General features: G+C 39.0%; 22 protein-coding genes. 6 read left to right on the top strand and 16 right to left on the bottom strand.

Going from position 1 to position 22,105, the window contains the following annotated elements; genetic code table 11:
- The 5 genes from AX662_RS01115 to AX662_RS01095 form a co-directional block, all read right to left on the bottom strand.
- On the bottom strand, positions 1-388 hold a 388-nt coding region (locus AX662_RS01115; RefSeq protein ID WP_060971364.1), incomplete at its 3' end, for a hypothetical protein.
- A 26-nt stretch (positions 389-414) separates the two neighbouring features.
- The gene (gene asnS, locus AX662_RS01110; protein WP_037600731.1) at positions 415-1,761 is read right to left on the bottom strand and encodes an asparagine--tRNA ligase; all 1,347 of its coding nucleotides are present in this window, start codon (positions 1,759-1,761) and stop codon (positions 415-417) included.
- A gap of 36 nt (positions 1,762-1,797) precedes the next feature.
- Positions 1,798-2,979 carry a pyridoxal phosphate-dependent aminotransferase gene (locus AX662_RS01105; RefSeq protein WP_037600734.1) on the bottom strand — a complete coding sequence of 394 codons (1,182 nt, stop codon included), beginning with the start codon at positions 2,977-2,979 and terminating at the stop codon, positions 1,798-1,800.
- Between the two features lie 4 nt (positions 2,980-2,983).
- Positions 2,984-3,466, bottom strand: coding sequence for a cell wall elongation regulator TseB-like domain-containing protein (locus AX662_RS01100; protein ID WP_037600738.1), 483 nt, complete (start codon positions 3,464-3,466; stop codon positions 2,984-2,986).
- Positions 3,467-3,623: 157 nt separating this feature from the next.
- Positions 3,624-6,110 (bottom strand): bifunctional DnaQ family exonuclease/ATP-dependent helicase, encoded by a 2,487-nt coding sequence (locus AX662_RS01095; RefSeq protein ID WP_060971363.1) that lies wholly within the window; start codon positions 6,108-6,110, stop codon positions 3,624-3,626.
- A gap of 95 nt (positions 6,111-6,205) precedes the next feature.
- On the opposite strand from AX662_RS01095, the gene AX662_RS01090 reads away from it, so the two are divergent.
- The gene (locus AX662_RS01090) at positions 6,206-6,838 is read left to right on the top strand and encodes an MBL fold metallo-hydrolase (RefSeq protein ID WP_060971362.1); all 633 of its coding nucleotides are present in this window, start codon (positions 6,206-6,208) and stop codon (positions 6,836-6,838) included.
- 104 nt (positions 6,839-6,942) lie between these two features.
- Here AX662_RS01090 and AX662_RS01085 read toward each other — a convergent pair whose 3' ends face one another.
- From AX662_RS01085 to AX662_RS01050, 8 genes are all read right to left on the bottom strand, one after another.
- A complete protein-coding gene (locus AX662_RS01085; RefSeq protein ID WP_060971361.1) occupies positions 6,943-7,899 on the bottom strand; it encodes an ABC transporter permease in 957 nt (318 codons plus the stop codon).
- Position 7,900: 1 nt separating this feature from the next.
- Positions 7,901-8,968 carry an ABC transporter permease gene (locus AX662_RS01080; protein WP_004184109.1) on the bottom strand — a complete coding sequence of 356 codons (1,068 nt, stop codon included), beginning with the start codon at positions 8,966-8,968 and terminating at the stop codon, positions 7,901-7,903.
- Entirely contained in the window at positions 8,961-10,499 is a 1,539-nt protein-coding gene (locus AX662_RS01075; protein ID WP_060971360.1) for an ABC transporter ATP-binding protein, read from the bottom strand. The genes AX662_RS01080 and AX662_RS01075 overlap by 8 nt, the downstream gene beginning before the upstream one ends.
- Before the next feature lie 115 nt (positions 10,500-10,614).
- Positions 10,615-11,679 (bottom strand): BMP family lipoprotein, encoded by a 1,065-nt coding sequence (locus AX662_RS01070; protein WP_277753133.1) that lies wholly within the window; start codon positions 11,677-11,679, stop codon positions 10,615-10,617.
- A gap of 67 nt (positions 11,680-11,746) precedes the next feature.
- Entirely contained in the window at positions 11,747-12,145 is a 399-nt protein-coding gene (locus tag AX662_RS01065; protein ID WP_060971358.1) for a cytidine deaminase, read from the bottom strand.
- Positions 12,132-12,794, bottom strand: a complete 663-nt coding sequence (gene deoC, locus AX662_RS01060; protein ID WP_060971357.1) for a deoxyribose-phosphate aldolase — start codon at positions 12,792-12,794, stop codon at positions 12,132-12,134. Before deoC ends, AX662_RS01065 begins: the two co-directional genes overlap by 14 nt.
- A 34-nt stretch (positions 12,795-12,828) precedes the next feature.
- Entirely contained in the window at positions 12,829-14,106 is a 1,278-nt protein-coding gene (locus AX662_RS01055) for a pyrimidine-nucleoside phosphorylase (protein ID WP_060971356.1), read from the bottom strand.
- Positions 14,103-14,693, bottom strand: a complete 591-nt coding sequence (locus AX662_RS01050; protein WP_014633038.1) for a class I SAM-dependent methyltransferase — start codon at positions 14,691-14,693, stop codon at positions 14,103-14,105. The genes AX662_RS01055 and AX662_RS01050 overlap by 4 nt, the downstream gene beginning before the upstream one ends.
- A gap of 112 nt (positions 14,694-14,805) precedes the next feature.
- Here AX662_RS01050 and coaA point away from each other — a divergent pair, with 112 nt between their 5' ends.
- Together coaA and rpsT are read left to right on the top strand one after the other, a co-directional pair.
- Positions 14,806-15,726: a type I pantothenate kinase gene (gene coaA / locus AX662_RS01045; RefSeq protein ID WP_038676170.1), complete on the top strand. Its 921-nt coding sequence runs from the start codon at positions 14,806-14,808 to the stop codon at positions 15,724-15,726.
- A gap of 69 nt (positions 15,727-15,795) precedes the next feature.
- Complete coding sequence (rpsT, locus tag AX662_RS01040; RefSeq protein WP_004182129.1) at positions 15,796-16,032, top strand: 30S ribosomal protein S20; 237 nt, start codon at positions 15,796-15,798, stop codon at positions 16,030-16,032.
- A 77-nt stretch (positions 16,033-16,109) separates the two neighbouring features.
- Here rpsT and AX662_RS01035 read toward each other — a convergent pair whose 3' ends face one another.
- The 3 genes from AX662_RS01035 to AX662_RS01025 all read right to left on the bottom strand — a co-directional run bounded on the left by AX662_RS01035 (position 16,110) and on the right by AX662_RS01025 (position 20,057).
- On the bottom strand, positions 16,110-17,525 hold the full coding sequence (locus AX662_RS01035; RefSeq protein WP_004182392.1) for a sensor histidine kinase: 1,416 nt from the start codon (positions 17,523-17,525) through the stop codon (positions 16,110-16,112).
- Positions 17,515-18,189, bottom strand: coding sequence for a response regulator transcription factor (locus AX662_RS01030; protein WP_002891134.1), 675 nt, complete (start codon positions 18,187-18,189; stop codon positions 17,515-17,517). The genes AX662_RS01035 and AX662_RS01030 overlap by 11 nt, the downstream gene beginning before the upstream one ends.
- Before the next feature lie 197 nt (positions 18,190-18,386).
- On the bottom strand, positions 18,387-20,057 hold the full coding sequence (locus AX662_RS01025) for a formate--tetrahydrofolate ligase (protein WP_004182072.1): 1,671 nt from the start codon (positions 20,055-20,057) through the stop codon (positions 18,387-18,389).
- A gap of 194 nt (positions 20,058-20,251) precedes the next feature.
- Here AX662_RS01025 and AX662_RS01020 point away from each other — a divergent pair, with 194 nt between their 5' ends.
- From AX662_RS01020 to AX662_RS01010, 3 genes are read left to right on the top strand one after another with little or no spacing between them, the layout of a single operon-like run.
- Positions 20,252-20,935, top strand: coding sequence for a phosphopantothenate--cysteine ligase (locus AX662_RS01020; RefSeq protein WP_022496696.1), 684 nt, complete (start codon positions 20,252-20,254; stop codon positions 20,933-20,935).
- Positions 20,928-21,473: a phosphopantothenoylcysteine decarboxylase gene (coaC, locus tag AX662_RS01015; RefSeq protein WP_004182014.1), complete on the top strand. Its 546-nt coding sequence runs from the start codon at positions 20,928-20,930 to the stop codon at positions 21,471-21,473. Before AX662_RS01020 ends, coaC begins: the two co-directional genes overlap by 8 nt.
- Before the next feature lie 28 nt (positions 21,474-21,501).
- Entirely contained in the window at positions 21,502-22,074 is a 573-nt protein-coding gene (locus tag AX662_RS01010; RefSeq protein ID WP_004182105.1) for an ECF transporter S component, read from the top strand.
- Positions 22,075-22,105: the final 31 nt, after the last annotated feature.

The raw sequence follows: 22,105 nt of genomic DNA, 5'->3' as shown, positions 1-22,105 counted from the left end.
CATAGCTATAGTAGTCTGGTTTTTCTTTTTTATTAAGTGCAAAGAGCATTTGACCCTTAATAGGTTCTTTCTCATCATTTGGTTGTAGAAAAAGAGCAACCTCTTTGGATTTAGTTGGGAAAAATACCGTATAAAACGTCTCTTTCCCCTGATCTTTTACTTTTAGCGAATAATAGGTAAAGTCATCTTTAGACTTGGGACCATCCACTGTATAGTTATAATCCTGATCACCAATCTTGACCTTATCTTTCTTGAAGACAATAGTATAATCCTTCTTTAAGGCATCTTGTGCCTGCCATTCACCCTCTAGTGAGGGAGCAGACTTGCTACAAGCTACCATCGAAACCATACAAAGTAAGGCCAATAGACCAAGAAACCATCTTTTCATACTTTTGCACTCCTAGAGAATTTTACTTATGGTTTGATACGGTGCAACATACGTGGGAATGGAATAGCTTCACGAATGTGTTTTGTGCCAGCTACGAAAGTAACCATACGTTCAATACCGATACCAAAACCACCATGTGGTACTGAACCATATTTACGAAGGTCAAGGTAGAATTCGTATTCTGAACGGTCCATTCCGAGTTCATCCATTTTAGCTACAAGGGCATCATAGTCATCTTCACGCATTGAACCACCGATGATTTCACCATAACCTTCTGGAGCCAAAAGGTCTGCACAAAGAACGCGCTCTGGATTACCAGGAACAGGTTTCATGTAGAAGGCCTTAAAGCTTGCTGGATAATTAACAACGAATGTTGGAACACCAAAATAGTTTGAAATCCAAGTTTCGTGCGGTGAACCGAAGTCATCCCCATGTTCGAGGTGCTCGTAATCTGTATCTTCATCATTTTCATGTGCTTGAAGAAGGTCGATAGCTTCATCATAAGACACACGCTTGAATGGCTCAGCAATGTATTTCTTAAGAAGATCCACATCACGTTCAAGGATTTCAAGAGCTTGTGGCGCACGATCAATCACACCTTGAATAAGTGCTTTAACATAAGCTTCTTGCAAGTCAAGTGACTCATCATGTGTCAGGAATGAATACTCAGCATCCATCATCCAGAACTCAGTCAAGTGACGACGTGTTTTTGATTTTTCAGCACGGAAAACAGGACCAAAATCAAAGACACGACCAAGAGCCATTGCACCAGCTTCAAGGTAAAGCTGACCAGATTGGCTTAGGTAAGCAGGAGTACCAAAGTAATCTGTTTCAAACAATTCTGTTGAATCTTCAGCAGCATTTCCTGACAAAATTGGACTATCAAATTTGATGAAACCATTTTTATCAAAGAATTCGTATGTTGCGTAAATAATCGCATTACGAATTTGTTGGACAGCCATTTGTTTACGCGAACGCAACCAAAGGTGACGATTATCCATCAAGAAGTCAGTTCCGTGTTCTTTTGGTGTGATTGGGTAATCATGTGACTCACCGATGACTTCTACTGCTGTCACATCCAACTCGTAACCAAATTTTGAACGTTCATCTTCTTTGACCACACCAGTCACATAAACTGATGTTTCTTGGCTAAGGCGTTTAACAGTATCAAATTTTTCAGTACCTTCTTCTTCACCGTATTTTTCGATGAAGTTAGGTTTGAAAGCTACAGCTTGGAAGAAGGCAGTCCCATCACGCAATTGAAGAAAGGCCAATTTCCCTTTACCTGATTTGTTAGCTACCCATGCACCGATAGTGATTTCTTCACCCACGTATTTAGGCACATCAATAATTGAAACTAATTGTTTAGACATGTAATTACTTCTCTTTTCTTTTGATCTATTTTAATTCTATTTTTCCATAAAGGCTTTGATTCGGCGGACTGCTTCTTTCAAAGTATCCAAGTCTGTTGCATAGCTAAGACGAATATTTTCAGGTGCCCCGAATCCTGCACCTGTTACCAAAGCCACTTCAGCCTCTTCAAGAATAGCGTTTGTAAAATCATTGACATCTGTATAACCCTTGATTTCCATCGCTTTTTTAACATTAGGGAAGAGGTAAAAGGCACCCTGAGGTTTGATGACTTCAAAACCAGGTACTTCAGCTAGGAGTGGATAAATTGTATTCAAACGTTCTTCAAAGGCCTGACGCATTTCTTCGATAGAAGACTGATCACCAGTTAAGGCTTCAATAGCAGCGTATTGAGAAACTGCTGTAAGATTTGATGTTGTTTGGCTAATAATCTTCGCCATTCCTGAAATAATTTCTGGATCTCCTACAGCAAATCCCACGCGCCAACCTGTCATAGCATAGGTCTTAGAAACACCATTAATCACAATTGTTTGCTTACGAATCGCATCTGACAAGCTTGAAATTGGGGTGAAAGTATTGCCATTATAGACCAAACGTCCATAGATATCATCTGCTAAAATCAAGATATCGTGCTCAACCGCCCAGTCACCGATTGCTTGCAATTCTTCCTTGCTGTAAATCATTCCTGTTGGATTTGATGGAGAATTAAGCAAGACAACCTTAGTTTTTTCAGTTCGAGCAGCTTCAAGCTGTTCAACCGTTGCTTTAAAGTGATTAGCTTCAGTCGTTTGGAAAGTAACCGGAACACCCTCAACCATTTTAACTTGGTCTACGTAAGAAACCCAGCAAGGTGTTGGAATAATGACTTCATCACCAGGATTAATGACCGTAGCAAAGAAAGCATATAAGATAAACTTAGCACCAGTGCCGACAACAACCTCATTTGGTTTCACAGCATAACCATAGAAATTTTCCATGTAAGTGCTGATCGCATCCTTGAGTTCCGGAAGTCCAGAAGCCACGGTATAAAAACTTGCTTTACCATTTTCAATAGAAGCAATGGCCGCATCTTGAATGTTCTTAGGTGTTACAAAATCTGGTTCACCAAGTGTCAAACTCAAGATATCACGTCCTTGAGCTTTAAGAGCTTTAGCACGCGCACTGGCAGCTAAAGTAACACTTTCTTCCATTTGTAATACACGATTTGATAATTTTGTCATTTCATTATAGTCCTTCCACTTTAATAACCTGACCTGAGATAAAATCAACCAGATAATACTGGGTTCCTGACTTCACTTCCCAAATAGGAGTTTTGCCATATTTTCCTAGGTGGACATAGGATATCTCCTTAGCACCATAGGCCTTAGCAGCTTTCTTAGCGACTGACTTACTAATACCATCAGATTGCTTGTAGATATCAACCACACCTGAATCAGGACTCATGATAACAGCCAGCTTCTCACCTTGACTAGACTTTCCAAGAAGTCCGTAATAGGTAGACTCACCATGGTAAATATCAAATTCAGTAACGGTCCTTATGTCTGCTTTGCTCTCTGCTATGGCAATAACCTTCTTTTCAGCGTCTACGTAAGGCTTAGTCGCTACAATAAGAATAGCAGTCACAGAGGCAATTAAGGTCACAACGATTACAATTATTCCAAAAATGAGCTGTTGCTTTTTTGTCCAAGGTGAACGTTGTTTACGCATAATGCCTCCTAAAAAAGTTTCTGAATTTATTATATCAGAAAATGATAAATCTTTACATAGCAATATAGCTAGTATTGAGCAATTAAGTCTATCTTTTTTATAACTCAGTAAAATTCATAAAGCCTGAGTAATCTTAGAAAAGGTTTGTTTTAAAAAGTTAACTTTCTTTTTCTAAGAAATCCTTAATATCCTCTTTGACTTGCTCAAACTTAGCATACTTAAGCGCCACTTCTTGTGTGACTTCTTTTAGAAATAGTTTTCCATAGCTCTTAACGAGTGGGCGATTGTCCATAAGAAGAATAGCTGAACGCTGTTCTGGGCGTCTTTGGGCACGTCCGATAGCTTGTTTGAAACGTAAAACCGTCATTGGAAGACTGTAACTCTCAAAGGTACTCTTTCCTTGCTTAGAAAACCAAGATTCAATCTTTTGATAGAAAGGATCCTTAGGATTGTCAAACGGCAGACGTGCAATAACCTCAATTACCCTATCTTGTTGAGCAAAGTCAACGCCTTCCCAGAATGACCCCATACCAAGAAGGAGATTGGTCTCACCTCTATCAAAACGTTTTTTGACATTAAAAGCTGTCCCATTTTTCTCTTGAGTTAGGTGACGCACTTCCCTATGATCCAATAAATCCGAAACAGCCATCATACTCTTTCGAGACGTGAATAGTACTAAAATTGGATATTCCATTTCAGATAGCTTCTGGAGACGCTTTGCAAGAGCAACTTCATACTCCTCCTCAGAAGAAACTCCAATCATAGGCATGCTTTGATCAATCCAAATAGCTTGATTGGGTAAAGTGTCCATTGGAAGGTTAACCTTACGTACCTGTTTTAAGCCCAACAAATCAGCCACATCAACATCAGGTCCTACATCAATAGTTGCTGAAACAATTATCACTTTTTGAGCACTTGGTAGATAAGCTGAAAGTTCTAAGAGTTCTTGACGTGACGCCTTTAAATAAGTCACACGATGTTCCTGATAATAGTCTGTTTCAAGCCAAAAATGGCTGTAAAGGGGTGTCTTCAGTGGAGACAACATCTCCATCAAATCACTTTCACCTTCCAGTTCAGAAATGGTTTGTAGCAAACGATCTAATTGCTGGCGATTATACTGCTTCTGAGGAAATTGTTGGTGTTCTTGGATTAGATGGCTAACTTCAAACTGCAAATTTTCGAGCAAGCGTTGTTGAAGTAAGGTTTGATTACCACTATCAAGAATACGATGGATATGTTGCAAAAGCACTGTAAGATTGACTTGATGACGTGAAAATTGTTCCAAAGCCAGAACCATCTTTTGTCCCTCATCAATCACAAGATTTTTTCCTCGAACAAAATCATGATCATCTTCCATACGCGTCAAAAGATAAGCATGATTGGTCACAACTACCCTAGCTTCTTGGGCTTTTTGGTAGGACTGTTGCCAAAAATCATATTCAGCAAAAAGACTATCCACCTTTAACTTACCATCGTGCTTAATCTCATCAAAATAGGCCATATAGCGCTGTTTTTGTCTGATTTCATCAAGATCCCCTGTCTCCGTTTCAGTCAACCAAACCAAGAGTTGCATTTTGTAACGATTAATCAAACGGTTACTATCCTGACGAAGTAAGGTTTGGTAGAAGGCATCCAACTTGATATAATTCTGAGGTCCTTTGAGACTATGAAAGTTAATATTAAAGACATCCGATAAGGCTTTAGCTTCCTGATTCATAATCTGATTTTGAAGAAGCTTGGTTGGAACAGCCACCACCACTTTATCGACATCGGCTTGTGCTAACAAGGGAAGCAAATAGCCATAGGTTTTCCCAATTCCAGTCTGAGCCTGAATCATGGAAATAGCAGTATTATCAAACTCCTTCCTTACTGCCTCAGCAAACTCTCTTTGTTTGGGTCTTGACTCTAAATCCAAAAGAGCAATATTGGTAGCAAAATCTTGAGACAGTTTTCGTTCCGCCTTATAAGCCACAGGTCTACGAAGAACAATTCCAGATTCTTCAAGCATGACATATTCCTTTGAAAGACCTAAATTTTGACCTCTTATAGCATCACGAATAACCAACTCTGTCTCAAAAAGAAGATTATCTGAAAAAGTCAAAAGCATCTCAATGGTCTGTCTAGGTAAGCTGGCAATCTTATCCATCAAATGAAACAAAAGCTGTCCGGTCGCTCTCGCATCTTCAATAGCAGTATGGGCTTGAGCTAAGTCAAGATTAAGAACCTTGGATAAATGAGATAACTTATATTGTTCGAACGTTGGATAAAAGACCTGAGCCAATTCGACCGTATCAACACGAGGCGTCCTTAATTCGAAACCCTCCATAAAAAGTGCCTCTGCAAGCAAATTGGCATCAAATTTAACATTATGGGCAACAAAAATACAGTCCTCAATCAGTTCAAAAATTGTTCTGGCAATTTCTGAAAAATCTGGTGCTTGGGCCAACTGCTGATCGGAAATTCCTGTTAAATGAATAATGTGCTCATCGAGTTCCTGGTGTGGGTTAACATCACTCGCAAATTCGTCAACCACCTGACCATTTTGCATGATAACAATTCCCACCTGTATAATACTAGCCGTTGACGAAGCGGAGGTTGCTTCCAAATCAACAATGGCATATTTATTCGTGTTTTTTTCACTCATAGTGACCTTATTATAGCATATACAAAGCACCAAAAAAAGACAAAGCCACCATTCTGATATTGGAAAAAGCCTGAAATTCATGCTACACTAGAACTATGAAAATAAGACGAATTTTAAATCCTGTTGCTCAGGAAAACACCTATATTTTAGAAAACGATACAGCCTGTCTAGTCATTGATCCAGGAAGTGATACTTCTGCTATCTTAGCTGAACTTAAAGCAATCGACAAACCAGTTGCTGCTATCCTTTTGACACATACACACTACGACCACATTATGAGTGTTGAGGCAGTCCGTCAGGCTTATAATCCTCCTGTTTATGTTACTGAAGCTGAAAAAGACTGGTTGATGAGTCCTATTGATAATTTATCTGGACTCCCACGTCACGACGATATGGAAGACGTTATTGTCAATCCTGCAGAACACTACTTCGATTTTACTGAAAATTATAACATCAAGAACTTTCAGTTTAAAGTTGTTCCAACTCCAGGACACTCTATTGGAGGTGTTTCTTTTATCTTTGATAGAGAAGAAACTGTATTTTCTGGTGATGCCCTCTTTAAAGAAACAATTGGACGCTGGGACCTTCCATCAGGTAACTACGAACAATTACTCACTAGTATTCAAGAGCAACTCTTTACGCTTCCTAACCACTACAGAGTTTTCCCAGGACATGGATGGGATACCACTATTGGTCACGAGAAGGTCTTTAACCCACATTTTTCATAAAAACAAAAGCTTGTCATACCTACTTTATTTAGTATTGACAAGCTTTTTTATTCGAATAAAAAAGAAGGCCGATAGACCTTCTTATCTGAGACACTGTAGAGTGCCTATTTAGATTTGATATAGTTAACACCATCTGCTTTAGGTGCAACGGCTTTACCGAAGAAAGCAGCCAAGACAATAATTGTCAAGATATATGGTGCAATTTGCAAATACACATTTGGTACATGTGAAATGAGTGGAAGCTGTTTTCCAATGATTGCCAATGATTGTGACAATCCAAAGAACAAACTTGAGAGCATAGCTCCAATTGGACTCCAACGGCCGAAAATCATAGCAGCCAAGGCGATGAAACCAGGACCTGCAATTGTTGTAACGGCAAAGTTGTTTGAGATTGATTGTGCATAAACCGCACCACCAACACCACCAAGGAAGCCCGAAATCATGACGCCATAGTAACGCATACGATAGACGTTAATCCCAAGTGTATCTGCTGCCTGTGGGTGTTCACCAACTGAGCGAAGTCGTAAACCAAAGCGAGTCTTAAAGATGAGCCACCATGATGCTACTGAAACCAAGATAGCAACATATGCTACCAAAGAAACATTAGTGAAGAAAACTTTACCCAAGAAAGGGACATGATCCAAGATTGGGAAGGATACAGTCTTAAAGTTATGACTGATAGCAGGTGTTTGACCAGCACCATAGATAACACGTGTCAAGAACACTGCCAAAGATGGTGCGATAAGGTTCAACACTGTACCAGAGACAACATGGTCAGCTCGGAAGTTAATTGTCGCAACAGCATGGAGCAATGAGTAGAGAACACCAACCAGACCTGCTACAATCGCAGCAATCCAAGGTGTCGCATCTCCAAAACTTTCTGCAAAAGTCAAGTTAAAGAGAACACCTGCGAAAGCACCAATTACCATAATTCCTTCAAGGCCGACATTTACGATACCGCCTCGTTCAGAGAAAGTTCCACCGATACTTGTAAAAATCAATGGTGCTGAATATTTCAACATAGAGGCAACAATTAAGGCTATAATTGTAATAAAGTCCATATTAGTTTTGTCCTCCTTTAGCTTTCACTGATTTATGACGAGGGCGAACCCAATATCTAATGATGTAATTAGCACCAACAAAGAAGATAATCAAGGCTGAAACAACATCGATAATTTCAGGTGGAACACCAATCATACCACTCTTACCAATAGACAAAACACCATAAAGAAGGGCGGCAAATGGGATACCGATAGGTGAGTTAGACGCTAAAAGCGCAACCGCCATACCGTTCCAACCGATAGCCAATGAAGCGTTTTGAACGAAGACATTTTGGAATGTACCAAGTCCTTCTACTGTACCTCCAAGACCACATAGAGCACCTGAGATAATCATTGACATGATAATAACACGTTTAGATGACATCCCTGCATACTCTGAAGCATGAGGATTAAGACCTACAGATGTGATTTCAAAACCAGTTGTTGTTTTCTTAAGCAAGAACCAAACTAAGAAGGCAGCTGCAAGAGCCAGGAAGAAACCAATATTGAAACGCGAACCACCAGTTATTTGAGATAAATACTCTGTTTGATAACTAGCTGAGGCTACAACCTTGTTAGAAGCTTCTGAAGAACGCAACATATCAGCTGTAAATCCAAAGCGAATAATATTGTTTGCTACATACAAAATGATGTAGTTCATCATGATGGTAACAATGACCTCACTAGTTCCCAAGTAAGCACGGAGAATACCTGGAATAGCCCCAGCGATACCACCTGCAACCAGACCGATAATGACTGTACAGATAACTGAAATCACCTTTGGTAAGTCAGGGAATGACAAAGCAAACCATACGGCAGAAACCCATCCTGCCAAGGCTTGTCCTGGCAAACCAACGTTAAAGAAACCTGCCTTAGATGCAACAGAGAATCCTAGTGCAATCAGAATCAGCGGACTCATGGCGCGAAGAATTTCACCAATATTTTTCAATGAGCCGAAGGCCGTTGTGAAAAGATCATAGTAAGCCCAGAATGGATCGTAACCGAAAATCAACATCAAAACGGCTCCAATCAGCATTCCCAAGAGGACAGCAATTAAAGGAACTGCCCAATTTTGTACTTTTTTAGACATTTGCTTCCTCCTTATTCAATTGTCCACCAGCCATAAGAATACCAAGATCTTGCTTATTCGTTTCAGCAGGATCTAGAATTCCCTGAATTGCACCATCATAGATAACCGCAATTCTGTCTGACATATCAAGAATTTCATCCAATTCAAAGCTGACAACAATCACAGCCTTACCTTTATCACGTTCTGCGATAATACGTTTACGGATGTACTCAATGGCACCAACGTCAAGACCTCGAGTTGGTTGACTTACAATAAGAAGTCCTGGGTCACGGTCAATCTCACGAGCGATAACAGCTTTTTGTTGGTTACCACCTGACAATTCACCACCAGCAATTAACTCTCCTGCACCACGAACATCAAACTCTTTCATCAATTCACGCGCTTTAGCATTGATGACATTATAGTTCAAGATACCATTCTTAGAATTTGGCTCTTTGTAGTAGGTTTGAAGAGCGATATTTTCAGCAACTGTCATTTCAAGGACCATACCATCACGGTGACGATCTTCAGGAATATGACCAACACTCATTTCAGTAATCTGACGAGTTGTCTTATGAATAATCGATTCACCCTTGATGGTTATATCACCTGACTTAACTTTACGAAGTCCTGTAATCGCTTGGACAAGTTCTGTCTGACCATTGCCATCGATACCGGCAATACCGATGATCTCACCAGCACGAACATCTAATGATAGATTTTTAACAGCAGGAATTCCTCGGTTCTCGTTAACCACCAAATCTTTAATAGAAAGAACAACTTCTTTTGGATTTGAAGGAATTTTCTCTGTCTTGAAGGAAACCTGATGGCCAACCATCATTTCGGCCAAGTCAGCATTTGTTGACCCTTCAATCGTTACCGTATCAATTGATTTACCACGTCTAATGACAGTGACACGGTCAGAAACTGCTCGAATTTCATCCAACTTATGGGTAATCAGAATAATTGACTTGCCTTCCTTAACCAAGGTCTTCATAATGTTTAGAAGTTCAGTAATTTCAGACGGAGTCAATACCGCAGTCGGCTCATCGAAGATCAAAATATCAGCCCCACGATACAAAGTCTTAAGGATTTCAACACGCTGTTGAGCACCAACAGAGATATCTGCAACTTTGGCAGTTGGATCTACCGCAAGACCGTATCTTTCAGAGAGTTCAGTAATTTCCTTGATAGCCTTCTTCATATCAAGGACACCACCAGCTTTAGTTACCTCACTACCCAGGATGATATTTTCAGCAACTGTAAAAGCTTCAACCAACATAAAGTGTTGGTGAACCATCCCAATCCCCAGTTTCGTTGCTTTAGATGGTGAATCAATCGTCACCTCTTGTTCTTTAACCTTAATGGTACCGCTCGTAGGTTGCAAAAGACCTGAAAGCATATTCATTAAAGTTGACTTACCTGCACCATTTTCACCGAGGAGGGCATGGATCTCTCCTTGTCTCACATCAAGATTGATATGGTCATTTGCCACGAATTCACCAAATTTTTTGGTAATATCGTGCATCTCAATGACATTTGGCTTCGTCATACAATCTCCTTCCAAGAATAATTTTTATTTCAGCAAAGGGGATCATTAACTGCTTCCCTTTGCTGAGACAAAAATTTGTCTCAGTTTAAGTTCTATAAAGACTTATACTTAACTATTATTTGCTAAGACCATCAGTTGGTTTCAATTCACCATTCTTGATTTGTTCTTTAGCTTTTTCTACTGCATCCTTGATATCTGAAGGAAGATTAGACGTTACAATGTCAACACCACCGTCTTTGATACCGTAAGTCTTAGTTTTACCACCTTCGAATTTATCGCCTTTGACTTGTCCGTTAGCAATATCTTTAACAACTGTACCAACTTGTTTGATTGTTGAAGTCAAAACAAAGTTAGATTTTTTCTTGTCTGAAGATGTATAGTTACCTTCTGCATTTTGGTCACGGTCAACACCGATTACCCAAACTTTCTTATCGCTGTCAGCATCAAGTTTTTCGTTAACTTCTTTAGCTGCTGTGAAGACACCAGTACCAGTACCACCAGCTGCTTGATAGATTACGTCAACGCCTGAAGCGTACATAGTTGAAGCAATTGTTGTACCTTTAGCAGCGTCTGAGAATGATTCAGCATATTGAACTTGTACATCGATGTCTGGTTTTACAGATTTAGCACCTGCTGTGAAACCAGCTTCAAAACGTGTAATTGTATCTGATGTTTGACCACCAATGAAACCAACTTTATTTGTTTTTGATTGCATAGCTGCTGCGATACCTGCAAGGTAAGCCCCTTCATTATCGGCAAACAAAACACTCTCAACGTTCTTTTGATCTTTAATAACATCGTCAATAATTACATAGTTCACATCTTCGTGTTCTTTAGCTGCGTCTGCTACTGCATCATGAAGAGCAAAACCAACACCAAAGATGAGATTGTAGCCTTGACTTTGTGCTGAAGACAAGTTAGTTGCAAAGTCAGACTCTGAACCAGATTGGAAGTAATTGTAGCCAGAATCTTTTTCAAGTTTGTTAGCTTTACCCCAAGCTTGAAGACCTTCCCATGCTGATTGGTTAAATGATTTATCATCAACCCCACCAGTATCAGTAACGATAGCAGCTTTAACTTTTGAATCAGCTGATGATCCACCGCGTCCGCCACGTGCACATGCTGCAAGACCAAGCGCTGCTACAGCAACAAGGCCAAGTCCGATAATTTTCTTGTTCAATTTCATCTTGAACACTCCTCCTATAACTTGCAAGAAAACTTGCTTAATAAAGAATAAAACAACTAGACTATTGTAAGTCCGTAAAAGAGTATGGTAACAACTCTCCGACTGTCATCTCGACTGTCGAGTTATCTTCAGCGATAAGAATCACTTTAGAATCAGATTTTAAAAATTCAACCATTACTTGGCGACAAGCACCACATGGTGAGATGGGATTTTTGGTATCTCCGTAGACTGCAAGACATTCAAAATCTCTGTACCCTTCGGATACCGCCTTAAAAATGGCTGTCCTTTCTGCACAATTGGTCAATCCGAATGAGGCATTCTCAATATTACACCCTTGAAAAATTTGCCCATCCTTTGTAAGCAATGCTGCTCCAACTCTAAAACGAGAATAGGGAACATAGGCATTTTCAGCTGCTTCTTGTGCTGCTTTTATTACTTGCTCTTTTTTAGTAGCTATCATGGCTTTCTTGACCTTTCATAATGGCAACTCCTGACGAAGTACCAATACGGGTTGCACCAGCTTTGATAAAGGCTTGAGCCGCCTCAAGTGTGCGTGCTCCACCAGATGCCTTGACTCCCATAGTAGGACCAACAGCCTCTCGCATAAGTTCAATATCTTCAATTGTTGCGCCACCAGTAGAAAAACCAGTAGAGGTCTTCACAAAATCTACACCTGCCAGTTTTGCTAATTGGCAAGCTTCGACCTTTTCTTCATCGGTCAGAAGACAAGTTTCAATAATAACCTTTACAAGTTTTCTTCCACTAGCTTCAACAACAGCTTTAATGTCGTCTTCGACTAATTTAAGATTTCTAGATTTAAGAGCACCGATATTGATTACCATATCAACTTCATCTGCACCATTGGCAATAGCATCCTTGGCTTCAAAAGCCTTAACTGCAGAGGTCGATGCTCCCAAAGGGAAACCAATAACTGTACAAACTTTAACAGAACTATCTTTAAGCAATTCAGCTGCCGTTTTAACCCAAGTTGGATTAACACAGACACTGGCAAACTCATACTTCTTAGCCTCATCAATTAGGGAAAGAATCTGTTCTTTATTAGCATCAGCTTTTAGTAAGGTATGGTCAATATAGCTATTAACAGACATAAACAAAACTCCTTGATTAGTATAAAATTAAGGATTAGCGAATTATCTTTAATATTTCTGTCGTTTCTTTACATTCACTATCAATAATAACATTTTTTTCAAATTCAGTCAGCTTTTTTTCAGATAAAATTTCTTGACTATAGACCCTGGCAATAAGGTCTCCTTGAGCTACTGCATCGCCAACTTTCTTTTCAAATACAATTCCCGTTTCATAATTAAGACTATCTGACTTAGTAGCTCGACCTGCTCCCAATTGCATGGCAAATTTCCCAAACGCCATAGCAGGCAACTCTTTAATGTAACCTGTTTTATGGGCATAAATATCTGTAACGACAGGAGCACTGCTATGACGATAAAGATCAGTCAAATCACCACCCTGAGCTTGAATGAGTTCTTCAAACTTAGCAAGGGCTTTTCCACCCACTAAGTGCTGACGAATCTCTTCCTGACTAGCTTCAACTTGAGCTAAATCTAATAGTATCTCAGCTAACTCACAGATAAAGTCAGTGATATCTTCACGTCCCTTACCTTGCATAATTTCAATAGCCTCAGTGATTTCTAAGCGGTTACCAATAGCTTTACCTAGTGGCTGGCTCATATCTGTTATAACTGCAATTGTTTCACGATTAACCTCATGTCCTAATGCAACCATGGTCTCTGACAATTTTTCAGCATCAGACATGTTTTTCATGAAAGCACCTTGACCAACAGTAACATCTAGTAAAATCTTATCAGCACCTGCTGCAATTTTTTTGGACATAACAGAGCTTGCGATTAGAGGAATGGAATCTACTGTTGCAGTGACATCACGCAAGGCATAAAGAAGTTTATCAGCCTTAACTAAATGCTCAGACTGACCAATGAGGGAAATTCCAATGTCTTTAACTTGCTGAATGAACTCTTCCTTGCTACGCTCAACCTGATAGCCTTTGATAGACTCTAATTTGTCAATCGTTCCACCTGTATGTCCAAGACCACGACCACTCATCTTAGCTACTGGAACACCAAAGCTAGCTACAAGTGGCATAAGGATGATGGTTACCTTATCGCCAACACCACCGGTCGAATGTTTATCTACCTTAACACCTGGAATTTCTGACAAATCATATTGTTCACCTGAAGCAACCATATCAGTGGTCAAATCATGGATTTCACGAATAGACATACCTTGATAATAAATCGCCATCGCCAAAGCAGCTATCTGATAGTCTGGTATTTCCCCAGACACATAGCCATTAATGAGATATGAAATTTCCTCTGTGCTTAACTCGCCACCATCTCTTTTCTTTTCAATTAAATCAACTGTTCTCATAATTTCTCACTTCTAAGGATATAATATCCTTTAGCCTTTTTAACGACTTCAGCATTACCAAACACATCCTCCATCTTAGCCTTAGCTGACGGAGCACCTTGTTTTTTCTGAATAACAATAGTTAGGTTACCACCTTGATTGAGATAATCATATGCCTCCTCGATAACTTGATGAACCACCTTCTTGCCCGCACGGATAGGTGGATTAGAAATAATATAGTCAAAACTTCCAGTGACATTTTCATAGATATTTGATTGGAAGATAGTAGCTTCAACCTTATTTCGTTGAGCATTTTGTCTAGCTAAATCAATCGCCCTACTATTGATGTCGATCATAGTGACTTTAACTCCTTGGACCTTGGCTAAACTGATACCGAGAGGACCATAGCCACAACCCACATCTAAAAGCGTTTTGCCAGCTTCCAAATCCAATGCACTCAAAAGCACTTGACTCCCAAAATCAATCATTTTTTTAGAGAAAACCCCAGCATCTGTATAAAACTGAAAACTTTCTCCTAATAAATTAACCTTTAAATCATGAATATCATGAGCCGCATCTGGCGTCTCAGCATAATACATTTTTGACATTATTTTTTCCTTCTAGATAGTACTTTTTCTTTATCGTATCATAAATAGCAAAGTAAGGCTAGTGAAATGACAAGGCTTACATTCGACCTTTTTTTCTGCTATAATATTATTTATGCTAAATGAATTTATCAATTTCGAAACGATATCACGCAAGGAATGGCAACGCCTTCATAAAGAGGACAATGCCCCATTGACTGCAGAAGAACTGGATTCCATTCGAAGCCTTAATGATAAGATTGATGTGCAAGAAGTTAGTGACATTTATCTTCCCCTTATCAATCTCATTCGTATCTATCAGAAAACTGCCAACGATCTAACCTTTTCTAAGAGTATCTTTTTACAAAAATCACAGACTAACCGTCCATTTATTATTGGGGTATCTGGTTCAGTTGCTGTTGGCAAATCCACTACCAGTCGTTTGCTTCAACTCTTGTTGCAGCGTACCTTTCCCCAATCTAATGTTGAACTTGTGACAACTGATGGCTTTCTCTATCCTAACCAAACCTTGAAAGAAAAAGGCATCCTTAATCGTAAGGGCTTCCCTGAGTCCTACGATATGCCACTTCTTCTCAACTTTTTAGATACTATAAAAAATGGTGGTGATGTCAATATTCCTGTTTACTCTCATGAAATTTATGATATTGTACCAGGACTTACCCAAGAAATCAGACAGCCTAATTTTTTAATTGTCGAAGGGATTAATGTTTTCCAGAACCCTATTAACCAACGGCTCTACATGAGTGACTATTTCGATTTTTCTCTCTTCATTGACGCTGAAGTTAATAATATCGAATCCTGGTATCTCGAACGTTTTCAAACCCTTCTTGAGCTCGCCAAAAAAGATGAAAACAACTACTACCATCGTTTCACTAAATTTAGTAAGGATGAAGCTTTATCTTTAGCACAAAAAACCTGGCGTGATATCAATTTGGTTAACCTGGAAAATTATATCGAACCTACACGAAGTCGAGCTGAACTGATTCTTCACAAGGGAGACAATCATAAAATCGACTTCATCCACTTAAAAAAATAGAAAAAGCTTGCCAAGGGGCCTAAAATAACGTATAATGACATAGTTAGATAAATTTTGGAGGTGAAAACATTGGCAAATATTAAATCAGCTATCAAACGCGCTGAACTTAACGTTAAACAAAACGAAAAAAACTCAGCTCAAAAATCAGCTTTGCGTACTGCTATTAAAGCATTCAACGCTAACCCAACTGAAGAAGCTTACCGTGCTGCATCAGCTAGCATCGATAAAGCCGCTTCTAAAGGTTTGATTCATAAAAACAAAGCAAGCCGCGATAAATCACGTCTTGCAGCTAAATTGGCTAACTAATTGAAAGCTCCATTTAGGAGTTTTTTTATTACCTAAAAAACCTGCTAGATTATCGTCTAGCAGGTTTTCTTTATTAATTAAACTCCGGTGATCTTAACTTCAAAAATCGTTCCCTTTGGTTGATTATCTTTAACAACAATTGTTCCTTTAAGGGCTAAAACAATTTGTTGCGCTAGGGATAAGCCAAGTCCAAACCCACCTTTTTGTCTGGTTCTAGCCTTATCTACGCGATAAAAGCGATCAAAGATTTTTTTCTTATCACTATCTGATATTCCAGGACCATTATCAGCTACAGAAATATAAAGATGCCGGTCATTAGTGCGGACAGTAAAGGTAACATGTCCGTCATCTTCCGTATATTTAATCGCATTATCAAATAAGATGGTCATTAACTGTTTCAATAACGTTTTATCAGTCTGGATTGGACGACCAACTTGGTTTTGAGCCGTGAAACCTTTCTCATTTTCTTCTGCAATCATGGCATAGTTGGTAAAGACTGTATCAAAGAAAGCAGGTTCTAAGGTTTCGATTTCTGGTTTAATACCATCGTCACGACGAGCCAAGTTCAAAAGATTAGTCGTCAAAAGACGCATGTTGCGTACTTCATCAAGACTTGAAGCAATATTCTCTGAATTATCTAGAATGGTGCTCTCAGGCTTGCGGAAAAGAACTTCTAATCTGTTTTGAATCACAGCAAGCGGTGTCCGTAACTCATGGCTAGCATTCTCAACAAAAGCCTTCTGCTTCTCCAAGCTTTCCTGGATAGGACGTCTTGACCACTTAGCCAAATACATACTAGCCGCAACAGATAAAAGCCAGAAGAAACTCATCATGATGACAATTAGCTTAACATAACGTTCAGTGGCTTCTTCCAATTGAGTTGTATTAATCGCAATAACAAGGTACTTAGCATCAGGATAGAGGCTATTATCTACTTTTTCAGTAATCAGACGGTACTTTTCCGTTTGATCGAAATAATTCTGAGCACTTCCCTTGCTGATAACATCAATGTTATTTTTGTCTATTGGTAAATTGGATAAGCTTGAAAATTTATCAACAACATTAAGGACTTTTCCATTCTTATCAAGTACCAAGACACTAGTATTTGCCGCAACAGATAAATCGTGAGGGGTATCTTCAATTTTTGATTTCTTCTTAGGCTCTTTCTTAGAGCCACTCGAGTCAGGTGTTTCAGCTGTCGACTCTTTAGTATCATAGGCTTGGTAAATGGTTGTCGTATTATTTTGATCTACCTCAGAAGTCAGAAAAAGTTCCCGTTTTAGCATTTCCATTTCTAAATAAGAATTGGTTTTAGTGGCTGCCATTTTCAGACTAGAGTCCACATTGGAATAAACGCCGTAACTCAGAATCTGCAAAATCATGACAGTCATGATAAGGAAAATACCAGAAAAAGTGGCAAAGAAATGAATGAACGACTTAAATCCGTCTGACTTGATTCTCCTAAAGAGATAATTGAAAAATTTAGTCAGCATTCTTCAAAATATACCCCACACTTCTCAAGGTTTGGAGATTGGCAGCAAAGTCTGTTCCTTTAAGTTTCTTACGAATTTTAGAAACATAAACCTCAACAACTGATACTGTGGTATCACTATCAAATCCCCAAAGACGGTCAAAAATTTGTGACTTAGGCAAAATTACGTTTTGATTTTGTAAGAAGTAAACTAATAAATCAAACTCTTTACCAAGAAGTTCTACTTCTTTATCCCCCACAAAGGTTGAATTTGTAGCAAGATTGACACGAACATCACCAAAAGAAAGTGTGTTTTGGTCAAATTTACCAGATCGTTTCAAAAGTGCTTGAATACGCATCTTCAACTCTTCTAAATAGAAAGGTTTGGTTAGATAGTCGTCTGCACCCAGTTCAAAGCCATGACCCTTATCATCTAGACTTTCCTTAGCCGTCATGATAAGTACAGGAGTTGTTACACCTTTTTCACGTAATTCTCTAAGAACCGTGAAACCATCTTTTTCAGGTAACATAAGGTCTAAAAGAATCAAATCATAGACGCCACTTTCAGCTTCGTAGAGACCTTCATCTCCATCAAAGACTTGCATCACATCAGCAAAGTCATCTAAAAAATCAAAAACTGAGTTCGACAAACTCAAATCATCTTCTACTAGTAGTATTTTAATCATAGTTATCCCCCTTGTTAGGTGTCAAAGATACAAATAACACTTTGACTAAGTTTTATCATTATATCTAAAATAGACGTAATCATCTAGTGCTTTGATCTTATTTTATTTAGATTTAGTCTACTAAACTTTCCTTAAGTTTTTCATAACTCTAACAAAAAAACAGCACCAATAGGTACTGTTTATATCGATATTTCTTCTTAGAACAAACCAACAGCTGTTCCGTCTTCAGCTACGTCCATCTTGAGGGCTGCTGGTGCTTTTGGAAGACCAGGCATTGTCATGACGTCTCCTGTAAGAGCTACGATAAATCCAGCACCTGTTTTAGGAACAAATTCACGGATAGTGATATCAAAACCTTCTGGTGCTCCAAGTAAGAATTGGTTATCTGAGAAGCTATATTGTGTTTTAGCCATACATACTGGCAATTTATCCCAACCGAATTCTGCAAATTGTTTGAGTTGGTTCTTAGCTTTTTTCTCGAAGACAACTGATTTACCACCATAGATTTCAGTAACAATCTTAGTGATTTTTTCTTCCAAGCTATCATCATCAGAATAAAGACGTTTATAGTCGGCATTACCATTTTCAACAGCATCAACTACTGCGTTGGCAAGGTCAATACCACCATCAGCACCATTAGCCCAAACGCTAGCCAATTCAACAGGAACATCGATTTCTGCACAAAGTTCTTTAAGGGCTGCAATTTCAGCTTCTGTATCAGCAACAAACTCGTTAATAGCAACGACTGCTGGAAGACCAAATTTACGAACGTTTTCTACATGACGTTTCAAGTTTGCGAAGCCATCACGAACGGCCTGAACATTTTCTTCAGAGAGGTCAGTTTTGGCTACCCCACCGTGCATTTTGAGAGCACGAAGTGTTGCAACAATAACAACGGCATCAGGAGTTGTTGGGAGGTTTGGAGTCTTGATATCAAGGAATTTTTCAGCACCAAGGTCAGCACCGAAACCTGCTTCAGTAATCGTATAATCAGCCAAACGAAGAGCTGTAGCTGTAGCTAGAACTGAGTTACATCCGTGAGCGATGTTGGCAAATGGACCACCGTGTACCAAGGCTGGTGTCCCATAAATTGTCTGTACCAAGTTTGGTTTGATGGCATCTTTAAGAATAAGGGTAAGCGCACCTTCAATTTCAAGATCACGTACATAAACTGGTGTACGATCATAACGGTAGGCAACTACAATATTTGCCAAACGTTCTTTAAGGTCATTAATATCAGTAGCCAAGCAAAGAATCGCCATGATTTCAGACGCAACAGTAATATCAAAACCATCTTCACGTGGAATACCATTAAGTGGTCCGCCAAGACCAACGTTTACATGACGAAGCGCACGGTCATTAAGGTCAACCACACGTTTCCAAATGATACGGCGTTGGTCAATGCCGAGAGCATTTCCTTGATGAATATGGTTGTCAAGAAGGGCTGACAAAGCATTATTCGCTGTAGTAATAGCGTGCATATCCCCTGTGAAGTGGAGGTTGATATCTTCCATCGGAAGCACTTGAGCGTAACCACCACCTGCAGCACCACCTTTGATTCCCATAACCGGACCAAGTGATGGTTCACGAAGGGCAATCATTGTTTTCTTACCAATTTTGTTAAGAGCATCTGCAAGACCAATTGACATGGTTGATTTCCCTTCACCAGCTGGTGTTGGGTTGATAGCTGTCACCAAAATCAATTTTCCTGGCTTATTGTCTTTGACAGCATTGATTTTATCAAATGACAATTTTGCCTTATATTTTCCGTAGAGTTCCAAATCGTCAAAGCCGATTCCAACTTTTTCAACTACTTCTGTGATTGGTTTTAATTCTACACTTTGAGCAATTTCGATATCTGTTTTCATGAGACACTCCTCTATATTTTTCTAGAATCTATTATATCAGAGTTTGATAAAAAACGCATTATTTTTGGTTAATTACTTTTCAATGTTCGGTTTTTGTTTTGTTATAAATCGTTATAACTTTAATTTATAGGGGTACGCCTCAAAAATACTTACTTTTTATTTACTAAAGACCCAATTTTTAGTACAATACTACTATGAAAATTTTGATTACATCGGGTGGTACCACTGAAAAGATTGATGCTGTACGTGGAATCACAAACCATTCAACAGGTTATCTAGGAAAGGAAATCGCTGAACTTTTCTTGGCTAAGGGTCACCAAGTAACCTTAGTAACGACCAAGACAGCGGTTAAACCAGAACCGAAAGAAAATCTAAAGATTACAGAAATTACGAACGTAGAAAGTCTTCTCAAAAAGATGGAGCCACTCGTCAAAGAGCACGATGTTCTTATACATAGTATGGCAGTCTCTGATTATACTCCTATTTATATGACGGATTTTGCTGAACTGGAGGACACCGAAGATCTCGCTCAATTCTTGCATAAATCTAACACTGAAAGCAAGATATCATCGGCTTCTGATTATCAGGTTCTTTTTCTTAAAAAAACACCGAAGGTCATTAGCCTCGTCAAACAATGGAATCCTGATATTCAATTGATTGGCTTCAAACTTTTGGTTAATGTAAGTAAAGAAGAGCTTTTTGAGGTTGCTCGTGCAAGTCTGAAACACAACAAAGCTGATATTATTGTTGCCAACGACTTGAGTGACATTACTCCAAATCAGCATATTGCCTATCTTGTTGACGAAAAAAACGAGGAGAAAGTTACGACTAAATCTGCGATTGCTCGAGCCTTATTTGAAAGGATATGCCATGACTAAACGTATCATCCTTGCTGTTTCAGGATCAATATCTGCCTATAAAGCAGCTGATCTAACAAGTAGGTTAAAGAAAAAAGGTTATGACGTTCACGTCATTATGACTGAAGCTGCTCAAGCCTTTATCACCCCTCTGACACTTCAAGTCCTTTCGAAGAACCCTGTTCACACTGATGTCATGGAAGAAAAATTGGCTGAACGTATTAATCATATTGACTTAGGTAAAGAAGCTGACCTCTTTGTTGTAGCTCCAGCTTCAGCAAATACCATTGCCAAATTAGCACATGGTCTAGCCGATAATATGCTTACTGCTACTGCTTTAGCTTTACCTAGCACCACACCTAAACTAATTGCCCCTGCAATGAATACGAAAATGTATGAAAATCCACTGACTAAGAAGAATTTAGATACTTTGCATGACCTTGGCTACCAAGAAATTCTTCCAAAATCAGGTTTACTGGCTTGTGGGGATACAGGACGTGGTGCCTTAGCTGATATTGATGACATTATTGAATCCATTGACAATGCTTTAACAAAATAGCCTTGCAGAGAATAAAAAGGAGTTTATGATGAATAAGAAAAATAAAGCAAACCAAACGGCTCAGTTATCCCTCTTGATAGCTACAATGGTTGTAATCGAAGTACTCAGTCAAACCATCTTTGCTGCTTTTGTACTTCCAATCAAACCAACCTTAACCCACATCCCAGTTATTATCGCTAGCATCGTCTACGGTCCTAAAATTGGAGCTTATTTGGGTGGCTTCATGGGAATTATGAGTATTATTCGAAACACTGTTATCTATACGGTTAGTAGCTATCTCTTTAGTCCTTTTGTTGAAGGGGGAACTTGGGCATCTGCAGTCATTGCCATCGTTCCTCGTATCCTAATCGGTATTTTCCCTTACTTTGTCTACAAGTTACTTCAAAACCGTCTAGGTCTGGCTCTATCTGGGGTTTTAGGTGCTTTCACTAATACATTTTTTGTACTTCTTGGTATCTACTTCCTAATTCCTAACTTCTACACAGCAGGTGGCAAAACACTAATGGCAACCATTTTCACAACAAATTCGATTGCTGAAATGATTATTGCTGGACTTTTGACAGTAAGTATCACTCCTATGCTTTTACGATTGAAAAAGTAAATCATTTAATCTATGGATAGTGCCGAAAATC

The sequence above is a fragment of the Streptococcus sp. CCH5-D3 genome (assembly GCF_001556435.1).
Classification (GTDB): domain Bacteria; phylum Bacillota; class Bacilli; order Lactobacillales; family Streptococcaceae; genus Streptococcus.
The sequence above is the reverse complement of the archived record's forward strand: the minus strand, read 5'-3'. Positions and strand labels throughout refer to the sequence as shown.

Bases quoted from the DNA above. Each gene is read 5' to 3' on its own strand.
- deoC (WP_060971357.1), bottom strand. From the start codon at position 12,794: ATGTCTGTTAATAGCTATATTGACCATACCTTACTAAAAGCTGATGCT.
- coaC (WP_004182014.1), top strand. From the start codon at position 20,928: ATGACTAAACGTATCATCCTTGCTGTTTCAGGATCAATATCTGCCTAT.
- AX662_RS01035 (WP_004182392.1), bottom strand. From the start codon at position 17,525: ATGCTGACTAAATTTTTCAATTATCTCTTTAGGAGAATCAAGTCAGAC.
- coaA (WP_038676170.1), top strand. From the start codon at position 14,806: ATGCTAAATGAATTTATCAATTTCGAAACGATATCACGCAAGGAATGG.
- asnS (WP_037600731.1), bottom strand. From the start codon at position 1,761: ATGTCTAAACAATTAGTTTCAATTATTGATGTGCCTAAATACGTGGGT.
- AX662_RS01010 (WP_004182105.1), top strand. From the start codon at position 21,502: ATGAATAAGAAAAATAAAGCAAACCAAACGGCTCAGTTATCCCTCTTG.
- AX662_RS01100 (WP_037600738.1), bottom strand. From the start codon at position 3,466: ATGCGTAAACAACGTTCACCTTGGACAAAAAAGCAACAGCTCATTTTT.
- AX662_RS01095 (WP_060971363.1), bottom strand. From the start codon at position 6,110: ATGAGTGAAAAAAACACGAATAAATATGCCATTGTTGATTTGGAAGCA.
- AX662_RS01020 (WP_022496696.1), top strand. From the start codon at position 20,252: ATGAAAATTTTGATTACATCGGGTGGTACCACTGAAAAGATTGATGCT.
- AX662_RS01050 (WP_014633038.1), bottom strand. From the start codon at position 14,693: ATGTCAAAAATGTATTATGCTGAGACGCCAGATGCGGCTCATGATATT.
- AX662_RS01065 (WP_060971358.1), bottom strand. From the start codon at position 12,145: ATGATAGCTACTAAAAAAGAGCAAGTAATAAAAGCAGCACAAGAAGCA.
- AX662_RS01025 (WP_004182072.1), bottom strand. From the start codon at position 20,057: ATGAAAACAGATATCGAAATTGCTCAAAGTGTAGAATTAAAACCAATC.
- AX662_RS01090 (WP_060971362.1), top strand. From the start codon at position 6,206: ATGAAAATAAGACGAATTTTAAATCCTGTTGCTCAGGAAAACACCTAT.
- AX662_RS01105 (WP_037600734.1), bottom strand. From the start codon at position 2,979: ATGACAAAATTATCAAATCGTGTATTACAAATGGAAGAAAGTGTTACT.
- AX662_RS01080 (WP_004184109.1), bottom strand. From the start codon at position 8,968: ATGTCTAAAAAAGTACAAAATTGGGCAGTTCCTTTAATTGCTGTCCTC.
- AX662_RS01085 (WP_060971361.1), bottom strand. From the start codon at position 7,899: ATGGACTTTATTACAATTATAGCCTTAATTGTTGCCTCTATGTTGAAA.
- AX662_RS01030 (WP_002891134.1), bottom strand. From the start codon at position 18,189: ATGATTAAAATACTACTAGTAGAAGATGATTTGAGTTTGTCGAACTCA.
- AX662_RS01075 (WP_060971360.1), bottom strand. From the start codon at position 10,499: ATGACGAAGCCAAATGTCATTGAGATGCACGATATTACCAAAAAATTT.
- AX662_RS01055 (WP_060971356.1), bottom strand. From the start codon at position 14,106: ATGAGAACAGTTGATTTAATTGAAAAGAAAAGAGATGGTGGCGAGTTA.